At 61.8% G+C, this 21,346-nt stretch carries 20 protein-coding genes; 16 read left to right on the forward strand and 4 right to left on the reverse strand.

Features of this window, described 5'->3' with window-relative positions; translation table 11 throughout:
- Window positions 1-4: 4 nt before the first annotated feature.
- Complete coding sequence (locus ACO07N_RS09190; protein WP_421980725.1) at window positions 5-1,573, reverse strand: phytoene desaturase family protein; 1,569 nt, start codon at window positions 1,571-1,573, stop codon at window positions 5-7.
- A 112-nt stretch (window positions 1,574-1,685) separates the two neighbouring features.
- On the opposite strand from ACO07N_RS09190, the gene ACO07N_RS09195 reads away from it, so the two are divergent.
- Genes ACO07N_RS09195 through ACO07N_RS09215 form a run of 5 tightly spaced genes read left to right on the forward strand, consistent with a single transcriptional unit; the run spans window position 1,686 to window position 8,267 of the window.
- Window positions 1,686-2,477 (forward strand): cyclase family protein, encoded by a 792-nt coding sequence (locus ACO07N_RS09195; RefSeq protein WP_421980726.1) that lies wholly within the window; start codon window positions 1,686-1,688, stop codon window positions 2,475-2,477.
- A gap of 10 nt (window positions 2,478-2,487) precedes the next feature.
- Complete coding sequence (locus ACO07N_RS09200; protein ID WP_421980727.1) at window positions 2,488-4,044, forward strand: phytoene desaturase family protein; 1,557 nt, start codon at window positions 2,488-2,490, stop codon at window positions 4,042-4,044.
- Window positions 4,041-4,535 carry a MarR family transcriptional regulator gene (locus tag ACO07N_RS09205; protein ID WP_319385123.1) on the forward strand — a complete coding sequence of 165 codons (495 nt, stop codon included), beginning with the start codon at window positions 4,041-4,043 and terminating at the stop codon, window positions 4,533-4,535. Before ACO07N_RS09200 ends, ACO07N_RS09205 begins: the two co-directional genes overlap by 4 nt.
- A 28-nt stretch (window positions 4,536-4,563) precedes the next feature.
- On the forward strand, window positions 4,564-6,714 hold the full coding sequence (locus tag ACO07N_RS09210; RefSeq protein WP_421980728.1) for a thiamine pyrophosphate-dependent enzyme: 2,151 nt from the start codon (window positions 4,564-4,566) through the stop codon (window positions 6,712-6,714).
- The gene (locus tag ACO07N_RS09215; protein ID WP_421980729.1) at window positions 6,714-8,267 is read left to right on the forward strand and encodes an indolepyruvate oxidoreductase subunit beta family protein; all 1,554 of its coding nucleotides are present in this window, start codon (window positions 6,714-6,716) and stop codon (window positions 8,265-8,267) included. Before ACO07N_RS09210 ends, ACO07N_RS09215 begins: the two co-directional genes overlap by 1 nt.
- A gap of 3 nt (window positions 8,268-8,270) precedes the next feature.
- Here the strand turns inward: ACO07N_RS09215 and ACO07N_RS09220 are convergent, their stop codons facing one another.
- A complete protein-coding gene (locus ACO07N_RS09220) occupies window positions 8,271-9,407 on the reverse strand; it encodes an aminotransferase class V-fold PLP-dependent enzyme (protein WP_421980730.1) in 1,137 nt (378 codons plus the stop codon).
- A 202-nt stretch (window positions 9,408-9,609) separates the two neighbouring features.
- Between ACO07N_RS09220 and ACO07N_RS09225 the strand changes: the two genes are divergently transcribed.
- From ACO07N_RS09225 to ACO07N_RS09260, 8 genes are all read left to right on the forward strand, one after another.
- Window positions 9,610-10,344, forward strand: coding sequence for a GntR family transcriptional regulator (locus ACO07N_RS09225; protein ID WP_421980731.1), 735 nt, complete (start codon window positions 9,610-9,612; stop codon window positions 10,342-10,344).
- Window positions 10,344-11,438 carry a cupin domain-containing protein gene (locus tag ACO07N_RS09230; protein ID WP_421980732.1) on the forward strand — a complete coding sequence of 365 codons (1,095 nt, stop codon included), beginning with the start codon at window positions 10,344-10,346 and terminating at the stop codon, window positions 11,436-11,438. The genes ACO07N_RS09225 and ACO07N_RS09230 overlap by 1 nt, the downstream gene beginning before the upstream one ends.
- A gap of 46 nt (window positions 11,439-11,484) precedes the next feature.
- Complete coding sequence (locus tag ACO07N_RS09235) at window positions 11,485-12,684, forward strand: ABC transporter substrate-binding protein (protein WP_421980733.1); 1,200 nt, start codon at window positions 11,485-11,487, stop codon at window positions 12,682-12,684.
- Between the two features lie 12 nt (window positions 12,685-12,696).
- Window positions 12,697-13,470: an ABC transporter ATP-binding protein gene (locus ACO07N_RS09240; RefSeq protein ID WP_421980734.1), complete on the forward strand. Its 774-nt coding sequence runs from the start codon at window positions 12,697-12,699 to the stop codon at window positions 13,468-13,470.
- Window positions 13,467-14,186 carry an ABC transporter ATP-binding protein gene (locus ACO07N_RS09245; RefSeq protein WP_421980735.1) on the forward strand — a complete coding sequence of 240 codons (720 nt, stop codon included), beginning with the start codon at window positions 13,467-13,469 and terminating at the stop codon, window positions 14,184-14,186. Before ACO07N_RS09240 ends, ACO07N_RS09245 begins: the two co-directional genes overlap by 4 nt.
- The gene (locus ACO07N_RS09250) at window positions 14,183-15,073 is read left to right on the forward strand and encodes a branched-chain amino acid ABC transporter permease (protein ID WP_421980736.1); all 891 of its coding nucleotides are present in this window, start codon (window positions 14,183-14,185) and stop codon (window positions 15,071-15,073) included. Before ACO07N_RS09245 ends, ACO07N_RS09250 begins: the two co-directional genes overlap by 4 nt.
- Window positions 15,074-15,338: 265 nt before the next feature.
- Window positions 15,339-16,289 (forward strand): branched-chain amino acid ABC transporter permease, encoded by a 951-nt coding sequence (locus ACO07N_RS09255; RefSeq protein WP_421980737.1) that lies wholly within the window; start codon window positions 15,339-15,341, stop codon window positions 16,287-16,289.
- Window positions 16,290-16,392: 103 nt separating this feature from the next.
- Window positions 16,393-17,118, forward strand: a complete 726-nt coding sequence (locus ACO07N_RS09260) for an endonuclease/exonuclease/phosphatase family protein (protein ID WP_421980738.1) — start codon at window positions 16,393-16,395, stop codon at window positions 17,116-17,118.
- 3 nt (window positions 17,119-17,121) lie between these two features.
- Here the strand turns inward: ACO07N_RS09260 and ACO07N_RS09265 are convergent, their stop codons facing one another.
- Window positions 17,122-17,742 carry a TetR/AcrR family transcriptional regulator gene (locus ACO07N_RS09265; RefSeq protein ID WP_319385135.1) on the reverse strand — a complete coding sequence of 207 codons (621 nt, stop codon included), beginning with the start codon at window positions 17,740-17,742 and terminating at the stop codon, window positions 17,122-17,124.
- A gap of 184 nt (window positions 17,743-17,926) precedes the next feature.
- On the opposite strand from ACO07N_RS09265, the gene ACO07N_RS09270 reads away from it, so the two are divergent.
- Together ACO07N_RS09270 and ACO07N_RS09275 are read left to right on the forward strand one after the other, a co-directional pair.
- Window positions 17,927-18,871 (forward strand): homocysteine S-methyltransferase family protein, encoded by a 945-nt coding sequence (locus ACO07N_RS09270; protein ID WP_421980739.1) that lies wholly within the window; start codon window positions 17,927-17,929, stop codon window positions 18,869-18,871.
- Window positions 18,872-18,913: 42 nt separating this feature from the next.
- Entirely contained in the window at window positions 18,914-19,510 is a 597-nt protein-coding gene (locus ACO07N_RS09275; protein ID WP_421980740.1) for a GNAT family N-acetyltransferase, read from the forward strand.
- 43 nt (window positions 19,511-19,553) lie between these two features.
- On the opposite strand, the gene ACO07N_RS09280 is transcribed toward ACO07N_RS09275, so the two are convergent.
- Window positions 19,554-20,012: a GNAT family N-acetyltransferase gene (locus ACO07N_RS09280; RefSeq protein ID WP_421980741.1), complete on the reverse strand. Its 459-nt coding sequence runs from the start codon at window positions 20,010-20,012 to the stop codon at window positions 19,554-19,556.
- A 578-nt stretch (window positions 20,013-20,590) separates the two neighbouring features.
- Here ACO07N_RS09280 and ACO07N_RS09285 point away from each other — a divergent pair.
- Window positions 20,591-21,316, forward strand: coding sequence for a hypothetical protein (locus ACO07N_RS09285; RefSeq protein ID WP_421980742.1), 726 nt, complete (start codon window positions 20,591-20,593; stop codon window positions 21,314-21,316).
- Window positions 21,317-21,346 lie beyond the last annotated feature (30 nt).

Consider the following 21,346-nt stretch of genomic DNA (forward strand, 5'->3'; position numbering starts at 1 on the left):
ATCGCTATCCGGCGAGCTTCTGCGCGAGCAGATATCCGGGCCCGGCGCCGGTGCCCGCACCCGGCCAGACGGCTGCCCCGGTGTGGAACAGGTTCCCCACCGGTGTGCTGCCGTCGGCAAAGCCGCGTACGGGCCTGAACATGAAATGCTGCGTGAGGTGATGGCTGCCGCAGATCTGGTCGCCGCCGACCAGATTGGGATTGTCCGCCTCCAGCATCAGCGGTGTGACGACGTGCCGTCCGAGGATCTTCGAGCGCGTGCCCGGCGCATAGCGTTCCAGGATATCGAGCACCCGTTCGGCATATGTGTCCGCGACAGTCTCCCAGTCGGTCTCCCCGATCTGCCCCGCCGCATCTCCCTTGATCTCGGCCGGAACCATGCGCACCTGAAGCCAGAGCACGTGCTTGCCGTCCGGTGCGCGGCCCGGATCGATCACGGTCGGTTGTCCGCAGACAATCACCGGCTCGTCGGGCAGCAGGCCCGCCTGAGCCTGGGCATAGGTGCGTGCCATCTGGTCGACACTCGGCGCCAGATGAACATAGGCAAATTTCTTCAGCTCCTCGCCGGCACTCCAGTCAGGCAACGCATCGACCGCCAGGTGGATCATCATGGTGCCGGGCGCGTGGGAGAAGGTCTTTAGCCCTTTATCATAGCGTTGATCCCCGGTCTGCCCGGCGAGCTTCAAAAGGGCTTGCGGCGCAACATTGGCGATCACGGCATTGCGCGCCATGACCTTGCGCCCGTCGGCAAGTTCGATGCCTTTCGCTTCGCCGTTCTCGACAAGAATGCGCGTGACCTCGGCGTTCAGCGTGACGCTGCCGCCGCGCGCTTCGAGCGCGGACACCATTGCATCGATCGCCGCACCCGCCCCGCCCTTGCCGAGAACCATGCCGAATGCCTGGTTGGCCATGCCTTCCAGATACGGAAACAGCGCGCCGCCGGAGATATCCGGCGCGAAATCCAGATGCATGCCCCAGGCGCCGAGCAGGGCACGCACCTTCGCGGAACGGAACGTCTCGTTCAGCCAGTCACGCGGCGAGGACAGCAGGAAGCGGCTGAGGTCAAGCACGCCGTCCGTGCCGGACTTTCGCCAGTGCTTGTAGAGAATATATGCAAATGCACGTTTCTTTGCCGGGCTGCCAAGCAGGCCGACAAGCGGTTCGGCCATGGCCGGAAAATCGGCAGTGAGTTGCCGCCAGGTCTTGCCGTCTTCAACGTCGATGGCTTCGATCCGCTTTGCCGTTTTTTCAAGATCATTGCTGACGCCAAGCCAGGAGCCGTCTGGAAAAACGGAAGAAAAACAATCGGATGCAGGTGCAAATTCCAGCCCGTTCCGGACCAGCTCATCGCCGTATTCCTTGAAAAAGGCGGAGCCGGCGAAGAGGGACAGGTTCATGGCGGCCCAGTCGTGACTGTATCCGGGGAGCGTGTATTCACCGGTCTTCACCGCACCGCCGGCAACCGGTGCGCGTTCGAACACACCGACGTTCCAGCCCTGCGCTGCCAGATGAACGGCGCAGGCGAGACTGTTGTGTCCGCTGCCGATTATCACGCCGTCCAGAGTGTCATCCATGGTCCAAGCCTTGCCTCCCTCGAAATAGATAATTGCAAATACAAATAAATCTGTCTAGCATCAAAGTTGCGATAAGGAGCCAAGCGGCCAAGACGTAGAGAGGGAGCATCAGATGTCAGCAGAGAATGCACTCAGCGGACTGGGATCAAAGATTTTGTCCGGCGAAGTCGAGGTGGTGGACTGCACCGGCGTCCTGGGTCCCAACACGCCGATTATCCAGTTGCCGCCGGACTTCGCCAAGAACACGCCGAAGGTCGAAATTCACAAGATCAGCGAATACGATTCGGACGGGCCGTTTTTCGCCTGGAACTGGATGGTGCTGGGCGAGCACTCCGGAACCCATTTCGATGCGCCGCATCACTGGATCACAGGCAAGGACTACGAGGACGGCTTCACCGACACGCTGAATGTCCAGCGCCTGGTCGCACCGGTCAATGTGATCGACTGCTCGAAGGAAAGCGCGGAAAACGCCGATTTCCTTCTGACCGCCGACCTGATCAAGGCATGGGAAGCCGAGCATGGCGAAATCGGTGCCGGGGAATGGGTTCTCATGCGCACCGATTGGGACAACCGCGCCCACGACGAGGATCTGTTCCTGAACACGGATGAAACCGGTCCGCACAGCCCCGGGCCGACGCCCGATGCGATCGAGTATCTGCTGTCGAAAAAGATTGTCGGCTGGGGTACGCAGTGTATCGGGACCGATGCCGGCCAGGCCGGCGGCATGGAGCCGCCCTATCCTGCGCACAATCTCCTTCACCGGGACAACTGCTTCGGACTGGCCTCGCTCGCCAATCTGAGCAAGCTGCCGGCAAAGGGTGCCATCCTGATCGCCGCGCCGCTGAAGATCGAGCGGGGAACAGGCAGCCCGATCCGCGCCCTGGCGCTGGTGCCCAGGAGCTGAGGCCGATCCCGTGACCGCGCCGCATGTCATTATCGGGTCCGGGATCAACGCCCTTGTCGCGGCCGCGCTGCTGTCGCGCAAGGGTGAGAAGGTGCTCATGCTCGAGCGTTCGGAGCATCTTGGCGGATGCATGCGGACCGAGGAAATCACCTTGCCCGGCTTCCGGCATGATGTCCTGGCCGCGACCTTCGTTCTGTTCCTGACGTCTCCCGCCTACGCGGAGCTCGCCGAGGACCTCGGCCGGCACGGACTGGACTTCTGCCACACGCAAAATCCGACCGCCGTGCTGCGTCCTGATGGCCAGTCTGCGGTGCTCACCATGGACCGGGCTGCGAACATCGCGGCTTTTGACGTGCTTTCAGCCGGTGACGGCAAGCGGCACGGGTCTGATGTCGGCGGTGTCGAGGCGGATGCTGAATTCCTGTTCGCCCTGCTGGGCAGCCCGCTGTGGTCGGGGAAGATGGCCCGCCTGATGGCGAAACAGGCCTGGAAGCGCGGCCTGAACGGGCTGAAGACCTGGTTCGGAGATGCGCTGCAGCCGGCGCGGGCCTGGCTGGAACACGGCTATGGCAGCGAAACGGTGCAGGCGCTCTGGGCACCCTGGGTGCTGCACACGGGCCTGACGCCGGAAAGCACCTATTCCGGTCAGATGGGCCGTGTGATCGCCTTTGCACTTGAGGCCGCCGGCGCGCCGGTGGCCAAGGGCGGCGCAGGGTCCGTGCCCGATGCCTTCCGCAAACTGATCGAGGAAAAGGGCGGGGAGATCCGCACCGGCGTCGACGTCACGCGCATTCTCGTGCAAGGCGGCAAGGCAGTTGGCGTCGAAACAGCGGCCGGAAACAAGATAGACGCTCAGTCGGTCATCGCGTCGGTCACGCCGACACAGCTTCATCAGCGCCTTCTGGGCGATGAGCCGCCACCGGCCCACGCCGAACGCTACAGGTACGGCCGCGGAAATTTCCAGCTGCACTATGCTCTTGACGCCGAGCCGGAGTGGATTGCCGGCGGGCTGGAAGACGTTGCCTTGATCCACCTGACGGACGGGATCGACGCCGTTTCCAAATCCTCGAACGAGGCTGAGCGCGGTCTGCTGCCGGAAACACCGACCCTTTGCGTCGGGCAGCCGCACAGGCTTGATCCCGCGCGCGCACCGGACGGCAAGGCCATCCTATGGGTCCAGATCCCGGATGCGCCGCGCGTGATCAAGGGAGACGCGGCGGGGCAGCTTGAAACCAGTCCTAACTGGACGGAGACCATCCGGGAGGCCTTTGCCGATCGCATCGAAGCCATTCTTCAAAGGCACATCGGCAACTTCGACCGGATCAAGCTGGCAAGGCGCGCCTATTCGCCGGCGGACCTGAACCGGCTCAACATCAATCTCGTCGGCGGAGACCCCTATGGCGGGTCGTGCAACATCGACCAGTTTTTCGTCTGGCGTCCGTTCACCCGTTCCGTTAACAGCGCCACCACGATCGGCAACCTCCACATGATCGGCGCGTCGACCCATCCGGGTCCGGGCCTCGGGGGCGGGTCCGGCTACAATCTGGCAAAAGGGATGGGGGCATGAAGAACGAAAACGGGCTGGAACTGGCGGAACAGAAGACCCCGGTGCCACGCCTGGGTGAAATCGGCCTCGAGAATTTTCCGCCCTACCTGATGAACCGCATCATGGGACGTTACAACGGCGCCTTGCGGGACGAGATGGCAAAGCTCGGCCTGACGACGCCAAAGATGCGGACGCTCGCCGTTTTGTCTGTCCTCGACGGTCTGCTGATCCGTGACCTCTCGGTCTACGCCGTCGTCGAAACGTCCACGCTCAGCCGTGCGCTGGATGCGCTGGAACGGGACGGGCTGGTCAAGCGCGTCACCGACAGTGAAGACAGCCGGGCCGTGCGCATTCACCTGACGACAAAGGGCCGCCAGACGCACGACATGCTCTGGCCGCACCTGGCAACCGCGTATCAGCAGATGTTCCGCGGCATCAGCGACGCCGAGCAGCGGGCTTTCACGGCAACGCTGCAGGCCATTTTGAAAAACATACGCAAACATCCGATTTAGCACCTGGAAACTGTGCAGGGAGGGGCCGATGGCCGAAAGGTCGTTCAAGGCTGAGGTAGAGCATCTTCGCAAGGGAACCGGAGACGTCTTCACGGGCGAGGGTATCCTTGCGATTACAAAGGCGCTTCTGGAAAACGGCGTCGGGTATGTCGGCGGCTATCAGGGTGCACCCATCTCCCACCTGATGGATGTGCTCGCCGATGCCGAGGACCTCATGAGCGAGCTCGGCATCCGTTTCGAAGCCAATGCATCGGAAGCTGCCGCAGCGGCCATGCTGGCCGCCTCGGTGCATTATCCGATCCGCGGTGCCGTCACCTTTAAGGGCTCGGTCGGCGTCAACGTGGCCTCCGACGCCCTTGCCAACCTGTCCTCCTCCGGCGTGAACGGCGGCGCCCTTGTCATCGTCGGCGAAGACTACGGCGAAGGCTCCTCGATCATGCAGGAGCGCTCCTACGGTTTCGCCATGAAATCGCAGTTCTGGCTGCTCGATCCACGCCCGAACCTGCCCTCCATCGTCAAGGCCGTCGGCGACGGCTTCGCCTTGTCCGAGGCCAGCAACACGCCCGTGATGCTGATGGTCCGCATTCGCTCATGCCATGTCACCGGCAGTTTCGATACTGCCGACAACGTACCGCCGCCGCTTTCGGTCCGGGACGCGCTGTCCAACCCGCAGCGCGATTTCAAGAGGGTGGTGCTGCCGCCCATGTCCTATGCTCACGAGCATGACAAGATCGACAATCGCTGGCCGGCCGCCGAAAAATACATCCTGGAAAACAAGCTCAACGAACGGTTCGGCCCCGAGGACGGCAAGGTCGGGATCATGTGTCTCGGCGGCATGTACAACAGCGTCATCCGTTCCCTGCAGCGCCTCGGTCTAGCAGATATCAGCGGCAACACCTCCGTGCCGCTCTACGTCCTGAACGTCACCTATCCGATCGTCAAATCGGACGTTCTGGAATTCTGCAGCGGCAAGGACGCGGTCCTGCTGGTGGAGGAAGGACAGCCCGAGTTCATCGAGCAGCAGCTTGGCGCAATGCTCTACAAGGAAGGCGCGACCACGAAGCTCGAAGGCAAGGGCATCTTTCCAAAGGCCGGGGAATATACCGGACAGATCATGTTCGACGGTCTGGAGGCGTTTGTCCGTCAATACGCACCTGAACTGCTGCCGGGCAAGGTCCTGGCACCGAACACGCCCAAGACGGAGCTGCCCGATCTCAGCAAGACCGTGCCGATCCGGCCCCCGGGCTTTTGTACCGGCTGTCCCGAGAGGCCGATTTTCGCGTCCCTGAAACTGGCGGAACAGGAGCTGGGATCCCGGCAGATCACCGGCGATATCGGCTGCCATTTGTTCGCATGCCTGCCACCGTTCGAGATCGGCGGGTCGACAATGGGCTACGGCCTCGGACCGGCCTCGAACGCTGCCTTCGATGGCGGCGGCGAAAAACGCGCGATTTCCATTCTCGGCGATGGCGGTTTCTGGCACAACGGGCTCAGTTCCTCCATCGGCAACATGGTCTTCAACAAGTCCGACAGCGTCGCGATCATTGTCGACAACTATTATTCGGCGGCGACCGGTGGGCAGGATGTCATGTCCAGCCGCGCTGACAACGACACGAAATCGACCAACAATCCGATCTCCAAGGCCCTTGCCGGTGTCGGCGTGGAATGGATCCGTCAGATCGACCGTACCTATGACGTGACCAAAATGCGGGACACGATCCGCGAAGCGCTGACGACGGACTACAAGGGGCCGAAGGTGATCGTTGCGTCTTCGGAATGCATGCTGAACCGGCAGCGGCGCGAAAAGCCGCTCCGCAACAAGGCCATCGCCGACGGCAAACGTGTCGAGCTGCCGCGTTTCGGTGTTGACCAGGATGTCTGTACGGGCGACCACGCCTGCATTCGCCTGTCCGGCTGTCCGTCGCTCTCCCTGAAGAAACTCGACGATCCGCTCCGGGACGATCCGGTCGCGCATATCGACCAGTCCTGTGTCGGCTGTGGCAATTGCGGCGAGGTTGCCGATGCAGCAATCCTCTGTCCGTCCTTCTATGAAGCCATGGTGGTGCACAATCCGTCCGGCTTCGAGACCTGGTACGCGGGCGTCCGGAGGAAGGTCATCACGTGGCTGCAGAACCGGCGGTCCGCCAAACGGCTGGTCTTTTCGGGGGAGAATGCCTGATGTCGCTCGCCCTGCCTCTCGACGCCCAGCCGACGGATCCGGCCCTGGAAGGCATTATCAAGCTCGCGGTCATGGCCGTTGGCGGCCAGGGCGGCGGCGTCCTGACCAACTGGATCGAGACGCTCGCACGGTCCGAGGGCTATCACTGCCAGGCGACCAGCGTCGCCGGTGTCGCCCAGAGAACCGGCGCGACCATCTACTATATCGAGATGGCACCGGGCGACGTCGCCTCGCCGGTCTTCTCGCTTGCCCCCTCCGCTGGTGATGTCGACATCACGATTGCAGCCGAGATGATGGAAGCAGGCCGTGCCATCATGCGCGGCTTCGTGACCCCCGACCGGACCACGCTGATCGCGTCCACGCACAGGATGCTGGCGGTTTCGGAAAAGACCGTGCCCGGCGACGGCATGGCGTCTTCCGAAGAGGTCAAGGCCGCGGCGGAAGTCGTCGCGCAGAAACTGATCCTCGCGGATATGGATACGGCCGCCGTTGCTGTCGGTTCGGTGATCTCGGCGTCCCTGTTCGGGGCCCTGGCGGGCTCCGAAGCGCTGCCCTTCAAACGCGAAGCCTTCGAGGAGGCCATCCGGACAGGCGGCAAGGGAGTCGAGGCGAGCCTCAGGGCCTTTGCTGCCGGGTATGATCTGGCGCAGAACGGCGAAGCGCCGAAAGCGCCCGAGCCGGGACCTGTCGAACAGGAGATCGTCGAACCCCGGGGGCCGGCGGCCAGCCAGACGGCCTGGGCCGCGCTTCAGGCGCGCGTTGCCGCGCTGCCGGAGAACATTCAGGACATGACAAGGGCCGGCCTCGCGAAGGTGGTCGACTTCCAGGATTGCGACTACGGCTCCGAATATCTCGACCGGTTGCAGACACTTGTGAATGCGGACAGCGCCGGGATGAACTACGAGCTTTCGCTGGAGGCGGCCAAGTACATCGCCAATGCGATGACCTATGACGACGTCATCCGGGTCGCGGACCTGAAGACCCGCGCGCAGCGCTTGCGCCGCATCGAGGATGAGATGCGCGTCAAGCCGGAGAACCTCATGCACCTGACCGACTATCTGCATCCGCGCGCGGAGGAGATTGTCGGCCTCATGCCGGAAAAACTGGGCCGGAAACTGGAAAACGATCCGGCCTGGATGAAGCGCATCGACCGCTGGTTCAATCGCGGGCGCCGGATTCGGACCGATAGCCTGCGCGGCTTTGCAATGCTCTATGTCCTCGGAGGTCTGCGCAAATGGCGGCTGAAGACGCTGCGGCACAGGATGGAACAGGATCATCTTGATGCATGGCTCAAAATGGTCTCCGGCTATCTCCCTGACCGCTACGACATGGCCGTGGAGGTCCTGCGCTGCCGGCGGCTGATCAAGGGCTATTCAGACACCCATGCGCGCGGCCTTTCCAAGTTTGACAAGGTGCTTTCCGGCGCCCGGCTCGTGGAAAACCGCGAGGATGGCGCCGCGTGGGTCGCCCGGTTGCGCGAGGCGGCACTCAAGGATGAGCAGGGTACCGATCTCGACGGCGCGTTGAAAACGGTCGAAAGTTTCGCCGGCTGAGCGTCAACTCAGGGCGCGTGCCCCCGCAAACACGTCAAGAAGCGCGCGCGTTGCTTTTTCGGTGGTCTGAACGCCGGGGGAAAGGCGGAGGGTGGCGCCGCGCGTATCTGCGGAATACCCGGCCCGCTTCAGATCGGTGAGCATCTTCGCGGCGGCATCCGTCGTTGTCAGGTCCAGCATCAGGCTGCCGCCGCGCTTTGCGCGGTCGCGCGGTGACAACAGGCCGACACCGAGATCATCCATGCCGTCGATCAGGATGTCGCACAGCAACCTGTTGTGGTGGAGAAGCGCCGCGCGATCCGTTTGCGCGTGCCACTTAAGCGCCGGCACGGTGGCCGCGGCTGGCAGGATCGCCGGCGTGCCATTGTCGAACCGGCGGATGTCGGGTGCATACTCGAATGCACCGATGTCCCAGTTGAACGGGTTGTCCTGGCTGAACCAGCCGCGCAATTCGGGCCGGCAGTCTCCGATCAGGTCGGGCCGGACATAGAGCATGCCTGCGCCTGGCGCGCCGCACATCCATTTCAGGCTCGTTGAAACGGCGAAGTCGATCTGGGGCTCGAGAACGGAAAAGGGCAGAAGCCCGGCCGCCTGTGTGATGTCCACGCCGATGAGACTGCCCATGGCGCGACCATGCGATACCAGCGCCTCAACGTCGGTCTTGTGCGAGGTTGTCGAACTCACCCAGGTGATCAGGGCAAGGGCGACATCACCGTCCCATTCCGCAATCATGTCCTCGTCGGCAACCCAGTGCGCGCCCTGTCGCGGATGAACGGTCTTCAGCTCGAAACCGAACCGTTCCTGAAGCCTTGAAAGCAGAAAGTGGTTCGAGGGAAAGCAATCGGCGGCGACCAGAACCTTCCGGCCACGCAGAAGATCGGCAGGCAGCGAGGTGGTCAGCATGTGAACGCCCTGCGTGACATTCTCGCAGGTGGTGACCGAGCCTTCCGATGCTCCGATCAACTGGCGCCACAGATCGATGAACTCCGCGCGCTTGCCCAGCATGTAAGTCCATTGCTGGTCGTCGTTAGCGCTCCAGACGGACGCAAGCTCCGCCATCGCATCGCTGAGATCCGCCTCTTTTCCAGGATACTGGCCAATGGAGTGGTACAGGAAGTAACCCGCCTTCCTCTCTGTCATGCCTGTCTCCCGAAAACCGGTTCTTGGAACGTTTACCCTTGTTGACCGGGCACGGAATATTCGTATACAGTTTTGAAGTTAGTTCAAGCTTAAAAGACCGGGAAATCGCCAGATCGAACGGCTTGAAGCAAGGATGGGAGCGTCATGCTCCTTTTTCTGTATACGGTTTTGCGGCTGAAACAGGGAGGAAAACATCGCGATCTTGAAATCCTCCCAGACCTCCAGCGCACCGCCGGGCACCAGCGTCCAGATCCACGACGTTCTCATGGCCCGCATCCACAATGGCGAAGTCGACCCGCAGACACGGCTCGTGGATACGGCAATAGCGACCGAGTTCGGCGTGTCGCGCATGCCGGCGCGCGACGCACTGATGCGGCTCGCTCACGAAGGATATCTGGAGCAGACCACCAAGGGCTTTGTGCTGCCGAGAATTGACCATCGGGAAATCCTGGAAATCTTCGACCTCCGGCGGCTGCTTGAGCCGCGGGCGGCGGCCCTGGCCGCGCAATCCCTTTCCGAAGACGCGGTCTGCCACCTTGAGACGGCACTGCAAAACGCGCGCCGGGCGATGACGGCGCGTGACCGGGAAATGCTGTTCCGGTCCTGCGAGATCTTCCGAAACGGCTGGATCAACGCCGTCCCGAACGTGTCGCTCCGCAAGGCGGTGCAGCGCTACATGACCCAGGTCCAGGCCGTGCGCATGATGACATTCGCCGATCCCGCGAACCATCCGGTCATCGTGGACGGCAACAAGGGTCTCCTGGAATCCTTTCGCCGCCGGGACGCCGTGGCGGCTGCCGACCGCATATTGCGCTTCGTCTTCGACGGAGAAAGCGCCTATCTCGCTGCGCATGAGGCAGCGGAAATGAACGACGAATCTGAAACGCGGGCAGCTTCCGGTGCCCGGAAAGACATCACGCTGACGGGACCGCGATAATGGAAACGCGCGCTGAAATGCGATTGCCCACCGACGATCTTGCGAAGGATCTACCGTTTTTCACCGGGACGCTGAAGATGCGCCTCGACATGATCTATCCTGCGGACAATCCGGAAATCGCGGTCTTTTCCGGCCATGGCATGCGGGTGCGGATCGAGAAGGGCGCGCCGGAGGGGCCAGGAACGCTGCGCATCCTGACGGATGCGCCCGACGACTTCGCCGGCGGCGAACGTGTTCTTCTTGCACCCAACGGCACGCGCGTGGAGATCGATGAACTGAACCCGCCCCTGGTTCTGCCGCAGACGGAACATGCCTTTGTTGTTCGCAGGCTCGCCGACCAGGCCCCCTGGGTGATCGGCCGTGCCGGGATGGAGTACCGCGATCTGGTGCCGACACGCCTTGGCGGGGCCATGATCGCGTCCCACATCCGCGTGCCGGACGGCCCGGTGCCCGACATGGTTCATTTCCACAAGGTCGGTTTCCAGCTGATCTACTGCGTCAGGGGCTGGGTCGACGTTCTCTATGAGGACCAGGGCGGCATGCGCCGGCTGACGGCGGGCGACTGTTTCATCCAGCCACCGGAAATCCGGCACAGGGTCATGCACGCCGCCGACGGCATTGAGGTGATCGAAATCGGCGTTCCTGCCGAACATGTCACCGAGATCGATCATAAAATGACGCTGCCGACGGAGACCGAGCGCCCGGACCGGGAGTGGCAGGGTCAGAAATTCGTGCACAATCTTGCAAAGGACGGGGTTTTCGACCCGTTCAGGATCCCGGGCTTCGAGGCCCGCGACACCACCATCTCCGACAACACCAAAGGAGTGGCATCTGTTATGGTGGCCCGTGCGACCGGAGAGACCTCTCCATGGACGCGGCACGATTGCGATATTCTGTTCAACTTTGTGCTGGCAGGTGAAATGACACTCGAGGGCGAAGGAAAAGACCCTTACCGCCTGTCCGCCGGAGACGCCTTTGTGATCCCGCCTCAAATGGCGACACGATACACGGGCGCGACGACCGACCTGGAGCTGCTCGAAGTCAGCCTGCCGGGACGGTTCAAAACCGAAGTTCTGGAATCGCCCGGGAGGTAGGGACGGGCGTATCGGACACAATGAAAAAGCGATGAGGGGAAGTAGCATGAAAAAACTGACGACACTCGCAGCCGCAGCACTGATGCTGGGCACCAGTTCGCTGGCCCATGCCGAAACCAAGATCGGCATTCTGATGGATATTACCGGACCGATCGCGAACTTCATTCCACCGCTGCAGAACGCTGCGAACCTGGCCGTCAAGCATGTGAACGACCAGGGCGGTCTGCTCGGCGGGGAAGTGGTCGCGGTCTATGGCGATACAACCGGAACCGCGCAGGGCGCCGTCGATGCCGCCCAGAAGCTGGTCAACATCGAGAACGTGCCGATCGTGATGGGCTCCCTGATGTCCGGGACCACCATCGCGGCAGCCGAAGCTGCCATCATTCCGGCAGGGGTCGCACAGATCTCGCCGACGGCAACCTCGCCGGCCATGACGGACCTTCAGGATGACGGTCTCGTTTTCCGGATCGTGCCTTCCGACAACTATCAGGGCGAAATCCTGGCCAAGATGGTTCTCGACGAAGGCCTCAACAAGGTCGCGGTCACCTATGTGAACAACGACTACGGCGTCGGCATCGGCCAGACCTTCATGGACGCCTACAAGGCTGCCGGTGGCGAGATCGTTGCCGAAAACAAGCACGAGGAAAAAAAGGATTCCTACCGCTCCGAACTGGCAAGCCTTGCCAAGGGTGATGCGGACGCGCTCGTCGTCATCGCCTATGCAGGGGACAGCGGCGGCAAGATCGTGCGTCAGTCGATTGAAGGTGGTCTCTTCGACAAGTTTGTCGGCACCGACGGCTTGCGGGACGAACTCCTGATCCAGAATGTCGGCGCGGATGCGCTCAAGACCTCGTTCTTCTCCTCACCGACATCGCCTGCGGAAAACCCGGCGCAGAAAACACTGCATGATGCGTTCAACGCCGAATATGGCGAAGGCGCGGACAAGGCCTTCGTTGACCAGACCTACGATGCGACCTTCCTGGCTCTGCTTGCCGTCGAAAAGGCCGGATCCACGGACCGCGCCAAGATGGCGGAAGCCCTGCGCGAAGTTGCCATGGCACCGGGTGAAAAGGTCGGACCGGGCGAGTGGGCAAAAGCCGTTGCGCTGATCAAGGAAGGCAAGGACATCGACTATGATGGTGCCAGTGGCTCCGCCGAGTTCGACGAGAATGGCGATGTCGGCGGTTTCATCGGCAAGTTCGTCGTCGACGGCGACGGGTACAAGCAGATTGCAATCGTCGAATAAGCCGCGTCTGACGTGATCCGGCTGGACGAGATCTGCGTCGATTTCGGCGGTTTGCGGGCGGTTGACCATGCAAGCTTCGAAATCGGCGCAGGGCGCATCACAGGTCTGATCGGACCCAATGGTGCGGGCAAGACGACGGCATTCAATGTCATCGCGGGGGCGATCCGGCCGAGTGCGGGCCGCGTTTTCTTCGACGGCGGGGACGTCACCGGGCTGAAGCCTTACCAGAGGGCCGAGGCGGGCCTGGCGCGCACGTTCCAGATACCGCACGAATTTGCCCAGCTCTCGGTGCTTGAGAACCTGATGGCGTCCGCGTCTGCGCCACAGGGCGAAAACGTACTGAACGTCATCTTCCGGCGGGGGCGCTACTCCGCCGAGGAACGCGCGATCTACGAGACGGCGCGCGACACGGTGCGCCTGCTCGAACTGGAACATGTCATCGACGAAAAGGCCGGCAACCTCTCCGGTGGCCAGAAGAAACTGGTCGAACTCGGCCGTGCCCTGATGCGCGACCCCAAGATCATCCTGCTGGACGAGATCGGGGCGGGCATCAACCGGACGCTTCTGGGAAAACTCGCCGACAAGATCCTGATGCTGAACGCGGAGCGTGGCCTGACGTTCTGCCTAATCGAACACGATCTCGACTATGTCTCGAGGCTGTGCGACCACGTCCTTGTGATGGCGCAGGGGTCTCTTCTGACGGAGGGGACCGTCGACGAGGTGAAGCGGGACGAACGCGTGATCGAAGCCTATTTCGGCGGCGGTAAATACGAGGCCCAGCTATGACCGAACAGCTTGCCGTATCCGGGCTGTCGGCCGGCTATGGCGGCCCGCCGATTATCGAGGACATCTCGCTCACGGTGGAAGCCGGTGAAATCGCAGTGGTGCTCGGGCCGAACGGGGCGGGAAAATCGACTCTGCTGAAATCGATCTTTGCGCTCACCGCCGTTTCGGCCGGGTCGATCCGGCTCGGGGAGCGGGAACTGGCCGGGTGCAAGACCTCGGCTCTGGTTCCCCTCGGTGTGTCGGCTGTGCCTCAGAACAAGAACGTGTTCGCCTCCATGACGGTTGACGAAAACCTCGACGTCGGCACCTATGCCGCACCGCCCCCCGATCAGAAGGCGACCCGCGAGAAGGTGCTGGCGTTGTTTCCCGACCTCAGGGACAAGCTGAAACAGCCGGCAGGTGAATTGTCCGGCGGGCAAAGGCAGATGGTCGCCATGGGCCGCGCGCTGATGAGCGAGCCCAAGCTGGTGCTCCTGGATGAACCGACCGCGGGTCTCTCGCCCGCCTATCTTGAACGCATTTTCGACCTGCTCCTGGACATCCGCAAGACCGGGATAACGGTGCTGATGGTGGAGCAGAACGCGCGCCAGGCGCTGCAGATCGCCGATCACGGGCATATCCTGGTGAATGGCCGAAATCATCTCAGCGGCACCGGCGAGGAACTGCTGGCCGACGAGGACGTGCGCCGCCTCTTCCTCGGAGGCACGGCCGCATGAGCGAATTCGTCAATTTCTACCTGTTTCCGGCACTCACCATCGGCAGCATCTATGCGCTCGGCGCCGTCGGCATCTCGATGATCTTCGGCATCCTGCGCTTTGCCCACTTCGCCCATGGCGACCTGATGACCCTCGGCGCCTACGGGATCATGGCGGCGACGGCGCTGATGCCCGTCAATCCCTTGCTGCTTGTCCCCTTCGGCATGGCGCTGACGATCTTCTCCGCGCTCTTTGTCGACCGGTTTTTCTATCGCCCGCTAAGGGATCTGCCGACCATTTACACGGTGATTTCCTCGTTCGGGATCGCGCTTGTCTTCCGGTCGATGATCCAGCTCATCTGGGGGTCGGAGAACCAGGTGCTGGTTGCGGGCGTTCGTCCGCCGCTGGTGCTCTTCGATACATTCCGCGTTTCCGTCCTGCATCTGCAGGCGATTGTCACGACAGCCATAATCGCCGTCCTGCTGCACTATTTCCTGACGGCCACGAAGACGGGCCGGTCGATGCGGGCGGTTGCCGACGATCCCGAACTTGCGGAGGTCTCCGGTCTCGACACGGCCAAGGTCGTGCGCTGGACCTGGATCATCGGCGCGGCGCTCGCCGCGGTGGCAGGCGCGTTCGCCGCCCTCAACACCAGCGCCCATCCCAATCTCGGCTGGAACCTGCTGCTTCCCATGTTTGCCGCCGCCATTCTGGGCGGGATCGGCAAGCCGATGGGGGCGATGGCGGGCGGTTTCATCATCGGCATGGCGGAGGAGCTCTCCTCCTATCACTGGATCGGCGATGACGCGCTGATCTCGCCTTCCTACAAGACGGCGATTGCCTTCGTGATCATGATCGGACTGCTGATCTTCCGGCCGCAAGGGCTCTTCAAGGGGAGGTTGCTATAGGTCATACCCTCATAAACCAGGCCGCAATGGTATGGATGAATTTGTTCGGACACGCGGCGCGAAGCTGCAGGAAACCGTCCGGTTTTCAAAGCGTCGCAACAAAGTGTCCGGGCAAATTCACCTTATCCCGGAGGGACGCAGAAACGGCTTCGATCTGCTGCGTCAAAGCGCTTAACCGGGCAGGAAGCCCGCTTTTCGCGCTTTTCCTTGCATTTCATCGCCGTTTGCTGCGCCATTGCGACCTGTTTTGTGAGGGTTTGACCTAATGGAATTGACCGGTCTCTTCTTCTACATTGTCAGCCTGCTGATCCTGGGCGGCATCTACGCGCTGCTGTGTCTTGCGCTCAATGTGCAGTGGGGCATGGGCGGGCTGTTCAATGCCGGGATTGCCGGTTTCTACGGCGTCGGGGCCTACACGTCCGCGATCCTGACGACGGCGGCCTCCGGCAGGCACCTCGGCGGCTTTTCCATGCCCGTTCCGATCGGCCTCGTTGGAGCGGCGATTGTTGCGGGCGTGACCGGCTGGGCGGTTGCCAGGATCTGCGTGCGCCTCAAAAGCGATTACCTCGCCATGGCCTCGATCGGCATCGCGGAGATCCTGCGCCTGGTGTTCGTCAATGAAAGCTGGCTGACCAATGGCAGTCTCGGCGTGTCGCGCATCCCCCGGCCGTTTGCCGACTTTACCACCGGGCGGATGTCAGACGTTGCTTTTCTCGGCTTTGTCTGGGTCATCGTCCTTCTGGTTTATGTCGCGACCACCCGGCTCTACGACAGTCCCTGGGGACGGAGCCTGCGCGCAATCCGCGACAATGAAACCTCCGCCTCTGCCGCCGGCAAGAACGTGGAGAAATTCCGCGTCCAGACCTTCGTCATCGGCTGCGCGGTGATGGGCATCGCGGGCGGTCTTTCAGCGCATTATTTCCGCTTCCTGTCGCCGACGGCGACGGACCCGTTGCTGACCACTTTCCTGGTCTGGGTGATGCTGATGGCGGGCGGCTCCGGCAACAACAGGGGTGCGATCCTTGGCGCCCTCAGCATCTGGACGATCTGGTCCGTGACGGAAATCTTCACCAACCGCCTGCCGCCGGAATGGGCGACACGCAGTTCCTTCATCCGTATGCTTCTGGTCGGACTGTTGCTGCAGGTCGTGCTGCAGCGGTTCCGGGCGGGGCTCCTGCCGGAAAAATCGCCGCCGGTCCGGTTCAGGAAGGAATAGCGGAAGAAATCGCCGATGGAAAACGGAGTGCCGCGCCGAATTGGGACCCTTTCTGCCTGCTGCAGATCTTTGGGCAGACCGCTCCCGAAACGGTGTGTCTGACATGCGCCTCGTCTTCTGGAACTGCAACATGGCGCTCCACCGCAAGGCGGATGCCCTCTTGTCCGAGCGTCCGGACATTGCCGTCATATCGGAGTGCGCACGTCCCGACATACTCGAAAAACGGGGCGAAACGATCTTCTCGGCAGCGTCGGCACTCTGGATGGGAACCAACCCCAACAAGGGCCTTGGGGTCTTCGCCTTCAACGGCTACGCGGTCACGCGGTTCGACCCCTTCTATCCGACGCTCCGCTTCATCCTGCCTGCGAGGGTCGAGGGTCCGCGTGCCTTCAATCTGATCGCAGTCTGGGCTCAGAACGCCAGCGCCGGCGTGACCCGCAAACACCAGAGCGGGCCGCTTCGGCGGGCGTTTTCGAAGTACCGCGACTTCATCACGTCCGGTCCGACGGTGATCGGCGGTGACTGGAACAGCAACAGGATCTGGGACAAGCCGGGCTGGCGCATCAATCACATGGCCAAAGTCGACATACTGGAAGGGATGGGGATACGAAGCGCCTACCATGACGTGACAGGTGAGCCGCAGGGCGAGGAAACAACGCCGACACACTATTGGCGCGACAGGCGCATCGACGGGCCCACATATCACATAGACTTCGTCTTCGCACCGAATGACTGGCTGCGCGGGATCAGGGAATTCTCGATCGGAAGCTTTGAGGACTGGGTTGGAAATGGCCTGAGCGACCATGTTCCGATCACGATCGAGTTCTGACGCTCACGCGGTATGCTTCGGGCTGAACAGCAGTTTCAGATAGGTGCGGAACAGCATGATCTGCTCGGACGCATTGTTGTGTTCGCGCAGCGCACGCTGCAGGACGAGACCGCCTTCGACAACCCCTGACACCATGTCGCCGAGCGCGTCCAGATTGACTTCTTCGCGTGGTTCGTAAAGGTCCGCGATGTCCTCGAACATGCCTCGAAACCGCTTGCGCCAGCCGAGAATGGCCTGCCGGTTCAATTCCCGCACCCCTTCATCGAACAACCGGTCCTGATAGGCGGTCGAGGCGATTACGCATCCCGGATGCCCGGTCGGCATTTCCTCCAGCATCTCCGCCAAAAGCTTCAGGCCGATGAGCATGCAATGGAGCGGGTCGTCATTGAGTTCCCTTGCACGGGCGAACAGGTCGTCGTAGAGCGCGTTCTCGACCTCGATATAGCGTTCCAGCATGGCCCGGGCGAGCGCATTCTTGTCCTTGAAATGATAGAAGAAACCGCCCCGGGAGATCTCGGCGCCGGCAACGATTTCCTCGATGGAGGTTGCCTCGAAGCCTTTCTCCAGCACCGCGGCTTCCGCGATGTCGAGGATCCTCGTCCGCGTATCGGTTTTACCGGTCACTGCTTCCCCCACTGTACCGCGAGTCCAGTTGACGCCCTGCCGGGCACGAGTCAAACGAAACAACCACGCCTTACGCACTGAAAATAAAGCGGAAAATGAATCCCCGCAACCGGACCACGCGACCACTATCTGCTTGACGGCGGAACGCATATCTCTCCTGGCATCGAAACAGGAGAAAAGTGCCATGCGATTTCATGATCTTATTCATGCCGAACGGTTCTATCTGTCCGATGGTGGACTGGAGACCTATCTGATCTTCGACAAGGGCTACGAGCTGCCATGCTTTTCCGCAGCGGTTCTGCTCGACAGCGAGGAAGGACGCCAGGACCTCGCCGAGTATTACGAACGTTTCCTGCAGATTGCCCGACAATCCGGCCGCGGATTTGTGCTGGACGCGCCGACCTGGCGTGCCGGTGTCGCCTGGGCGGGACCGCTCGGCCAGTCGGTCGCCGACGTTCTGAAGACCAACGAGCGGGCCGTGCAGTTCGTCTCCAAGATCCGGGACCGGCATGAGACGCCGGCGCTGCCGATCCTTGTCAACGGGCTCGTCGGGCCGTCCGGCGACGCCTATGCTCCGGATGAGATGCTTTCGTATCAGGACGCCCTTCTGATCCATGCCCCGCAAATTCATGCGCTGGGCCGCGCCGGCGTGGACATGATCAGCGCCATGACGCTGACCCATGCCGGTGAGGCCGTGGGTATCGTGCGCGCGGCGGCGGAGATCGACATCCCCGTTGTTATCGCCTTCACGCTCGAAACCGACGGGCGGCTGCCGTCCGGCCAGTCCCTGGCGGATGCGATCGGCGAGGTTGACGAGGCGACAGTCAACGGCCCCGCCTATTACATGATCAACTGCGCCCATCCCGATCATTTCCGGAATGTGCTGGAAACGGGCGGCGCCTGGACATCGCGCATCGGCGGCATCCGGTCGAACGCCTCGCGCATGAGCCATGCGGAACTGGACGAAGCCGAAACACTCGACGACGGCGACCCGGGTGAACTTGGCCGGTTGAATGCCGAACTGATGCGCTACCTGCCCAACATCCGCGTCGTCGGCGGGTGCTGTGGCACGGATCACAGGCATGTCGGCTGTATTGCGATACATGAACGGTGCCGGCCGGCTGCCTGAAAGTCCAGTGCCAGGTAATTTTTAAAGAAGAGAGCAATCACAATGAATTTTCAGTCCAGTCCCCTGATCCGGCAAGCAAACGCCGAGGATGCAGCAGCTCTTGCCAGGTTGATCGACATCGCCGGCGAAGGCATTCCGAACTGGCTTTGGAGCCGGGCCTGCGAAGGCAACCAGACACCGCTCGACGTCGGTACGGAACGCGCAAGGCGGCCGTCGGGCGGATTTTCCTTTACGAATGCGCTTGTATCCGAAAGGCAGGGAATGGTCACCGGCATGGTTCTGAGTTACCCGATCGATGCCATGCCGGAAGATGATCCCGATGCGCTCCCCGCACCCATCGCGCCGTTCGTTGAGCTCGAAAGACATTCGGTCGGAACCTGGTACATCAACGCCCTGGCAGCGTTCCCGGGATATCGGGGAAAGGGTCTGGGCAGTTCCCTGCTTGCTGCGGCGGAACGTCTTGCGCGGGAAAACGGCACATCCGCCATGAGCATTCAGGTCTATGCCCAGAATAGTGGCGCGGTGCGCCTCTATCAGCGCCTCGGATATGAGCTGCACGAAAGGGCGCGCGTGCGGTCGCATCCGTGCCAGCCCTACTACACCGGCGATGTCCTGCTGCTCATCAAGGATCTGGCCTGACGGCGGTGGGGCGCGGCCGTCCCGGCCGCGCCCCACCCTGCGTTTAGAGAGCCTTCCAGAATACGATCTTGTCGTCGCCGGGGCCCCAGAAGTCCCGGATGCGTGCTTCCTGGGTGTAGCCGCACCTGAGGTAAAAGCGGCGCGTTCCGGAAAAGCTCTCGGTTCCGGACGTGTCCACGATGAGCACCCTGTTGCCGCCGGACTGCAGCAGCCTTTCGAGCGTTGCGACAACGGCACGGCCAACGCCGTTGCCTTGTTTTTCGGGCAGGACGGCGAGCGCCAGCATGTTCCATGTGCCTTCGGCAAATGTCTCCGCGCTGGCAAAGCAGAAAGCGATTGCCTCGCCGTTCTCTTCGCAGGTCAGCCACAGGCTGTTCCCGTCTCCCTCCGACAGGAAGCCGCCCATCATCTCCGGCAACAGGTCGGGCGGAAACAGCCCGGTGCTGTCGGCAATCTTTTGCAGGGACGGAATGTCGTTCGCGACGGATGGTCTGATTTTCATTTTTGATGCTCTTTCACGATGCCTGCGCCGGTGCGATTGAATCGCCCGGCAAGGGTCTGTGCCGGCCGTCCGCGCAAAGGTTCTGGTGCAGGAAAACCGGCAGCACAATGGTGGGCGACACTCCGGGAGGGGGCCGCCGATCCTGATTTGCTGTCTCAAAGGCAGAGATCAGCCGTTGTGCGCATTCGTGAACATAAAGTCTCCGCCGCCTGTCACCGTGACAGGCGCAGCCGACGGTAGCACCGGTCAGGTCGAACGGCAAACGGGTCTACGCACCCGGGCGGACTGTGCCGGGACGGCCAAACCGTTTCCCCAATGGGCATAAGTCACTGAAAAATGACGTTGCGTTGTCCCGGGCGATGACCTTGCGCGGCTCTGAATGATGTTGTGAAGAACACTCATTTGATGCAGATCTTCACCCACTGTTAACCATAAATTGCAATGACTGGATGCACCTATTGCGCGAATTCAGCGAAATATTTCCACTTGGGGCAGGGCTAATGTTCAGGGCGATTTCAGCGTTATTGTGCTTACTCTTTCTACCACAGGGCGGTAATGCTGCAAATTACAATTCACCGGTGCCGACAGAGTTTCAGACCTCGGTCCTCAGGGGCAGTATCGGCCTTCGGTACTGGTACAGCCAGAACAATTCGGAAATCGATACCGGTGATCTGAACTGGAACACCGTGAATGACGTTACCTCGCACACGGCCGAGATTTTCGGCGAGCTCGAGGACACGACCACGAATATGTTCATGAGGGCCTATCTGGGGCTGGGCCGGAACTTTGGCGGGGAAGGCGATTTTTACATTTTTCCGAGCGGCGATCTGGAGTCCAGCGCTCTCGGATATGTGGTCGTCGACGGCGGCGTCCGCTTCGCCGAATTCGCAAACAACCAGATACGGCTGAAGGGCTATGTCGGCTACCAGTATCTCAATGACAGCATCGATGCGGTGGATGGGCGCTTCATTGCCGAGCAGACCCGTCAGTGGCATGCCCTCCGTGTCGGGCTGACGGCGGAAGGCGACATCGGCGAACGCTTCGGCTGGATGGTCGATGTCGCCGCTGTTCCCTGGAGCTACAACCGTGTCGAGACCTGGGAAAGCGACTGGACCCACGGGGTCGAAACCGATGTCATGCTGAATTTCGATCTTGCCCGCAACTGGAATGTCGGCATCGGCGGGCGCTACTGGTGGCTGCAGTCGAATTTCGATCGCCGCTGGGTCTCCGACGGGTCAAAGGCCGTTCTGGAGCAGAACTACCAGCGCTACGGCCTGTTGCTGGAAAGCAGCTACAGGTTCTGAGCCGCTTCTCGTGTCAGGCCGCGTCGCTCT

Origin of the sequence: Roseibium sp., assembly GCF_965229775.1 — a bacterium.
Taxonomy (GTDB): domain Bacteria; phylum Pseudomonadota; class Alphaproteobacteria; order Rhizobiales; family Stappiaceae; genus Roseibium.

Bases quoted from the DNA above. Each gene is read 5' to 3' on its own strand.
- ACO07N_RS09190 (WP_421980725.1), bottom strand. From the start codon at position 1,573: ATGGATGACACTCTGGACGGCGTGATAATCGGCAGCGGACACAACAGT.
- ACO07N_RS09195 (WP_421980726.1), top strand. From the start codon at position 1,686: ATGTCAGCAGAGAATGCACTCAGCGGACTGGGATCAAAGATTTTGTCC.
- ACO07N_RS09205 (WP_319385123.1), top strand. From the start codon at position 4,041: ATGAAGAACGAAAACGGGCTGGAACTGGCGGAACAGAAGACCCCGGTG.
- ACO07N_RS09210 (WP_421980728.1), top strand. From the start codon at position 4,564: ATGGCCGAAAGGTCGTTCAAGGCTGAGGTAGAGCATCTTCGCAAGGGA.
- ACO07N_RS09215 (WP_421980729.1), top strand. From the start codon at position 6,714: ATGTCGCTCGCCCTGCCTCTCGACGCCCAGCCGACGGATCCGGCCCTG.
- ACO07N_RS09220 (WP_421980730.1), bottom strand. From the start codon at position 9,407: ATGACAGAGAGGAAGGCGGGTTACTTCCTGTACCACTCCATTGGCCAG.
- ACO07N_RS09230 (WP_421980732.1), top strand. From the start codon at position 10,344: ATGGAAACGCGCGCTGAAATGCGATTGCCCACCGACGATCTTGCGAAG.
- ACO07N_RS09235 (WP_421980733.1), top strand. From the start codon at position 11,485: ATGAAAAAACTGACGACACTCGCAGCCGCAGCACTGATGCTGGGCACC.
- ACO07N_RS09245 (WP_421980735.1), top strand. From the start codon at position 13,467: ATGACCGAACAGCTTGCCGTATCCGGGCTGTCGGCCGGCTATGGCGGC.
- ACO07N_RS09250 (WP_421980736.1), top strand. From the start codon at position 14,183: ATGAGCGAATTCGTCAATTTCTACCTGTTTCCGGCACTCACCATCGGC.
- ACO07N_RS09255 (WP_421980737.1), top strand. From the start codon at position 15,339: ATGGAATTGACCGGTCTCTTCTTCTACATTGTCAGCCTGCTGATCCTG.
- ACO07N_RS09260 (WP_421980738.1), top strand. From the start codon at position 16,393: ATGCGCCTCGTCTTCTGGAACTGCAACATGGCGCTCCACCGCAAGGCG.
- ACO07N_RS09270 (WP_421980739.1), top strand. From the start codon at position 17,927: ATGCGATTTCATGATCTTATTCATGCCGAACGGTTCTATCTGTCCGAT.
- ACO07N_RS09275 (WP_421980740.1), top strand. From the start codon at position 18,914: ATGAATTTTCAGTCCAGTCCCCTGATCCGGCAAGCAAACGCCGAGGAT.
- ACO07N_RS09280 (WP_421980741.1), bottom strand. From the start codon at position 20,012: ATGAAAATCAGACCATCCGTCGCGAACGACATTCCGTCCCTGCAAAAG.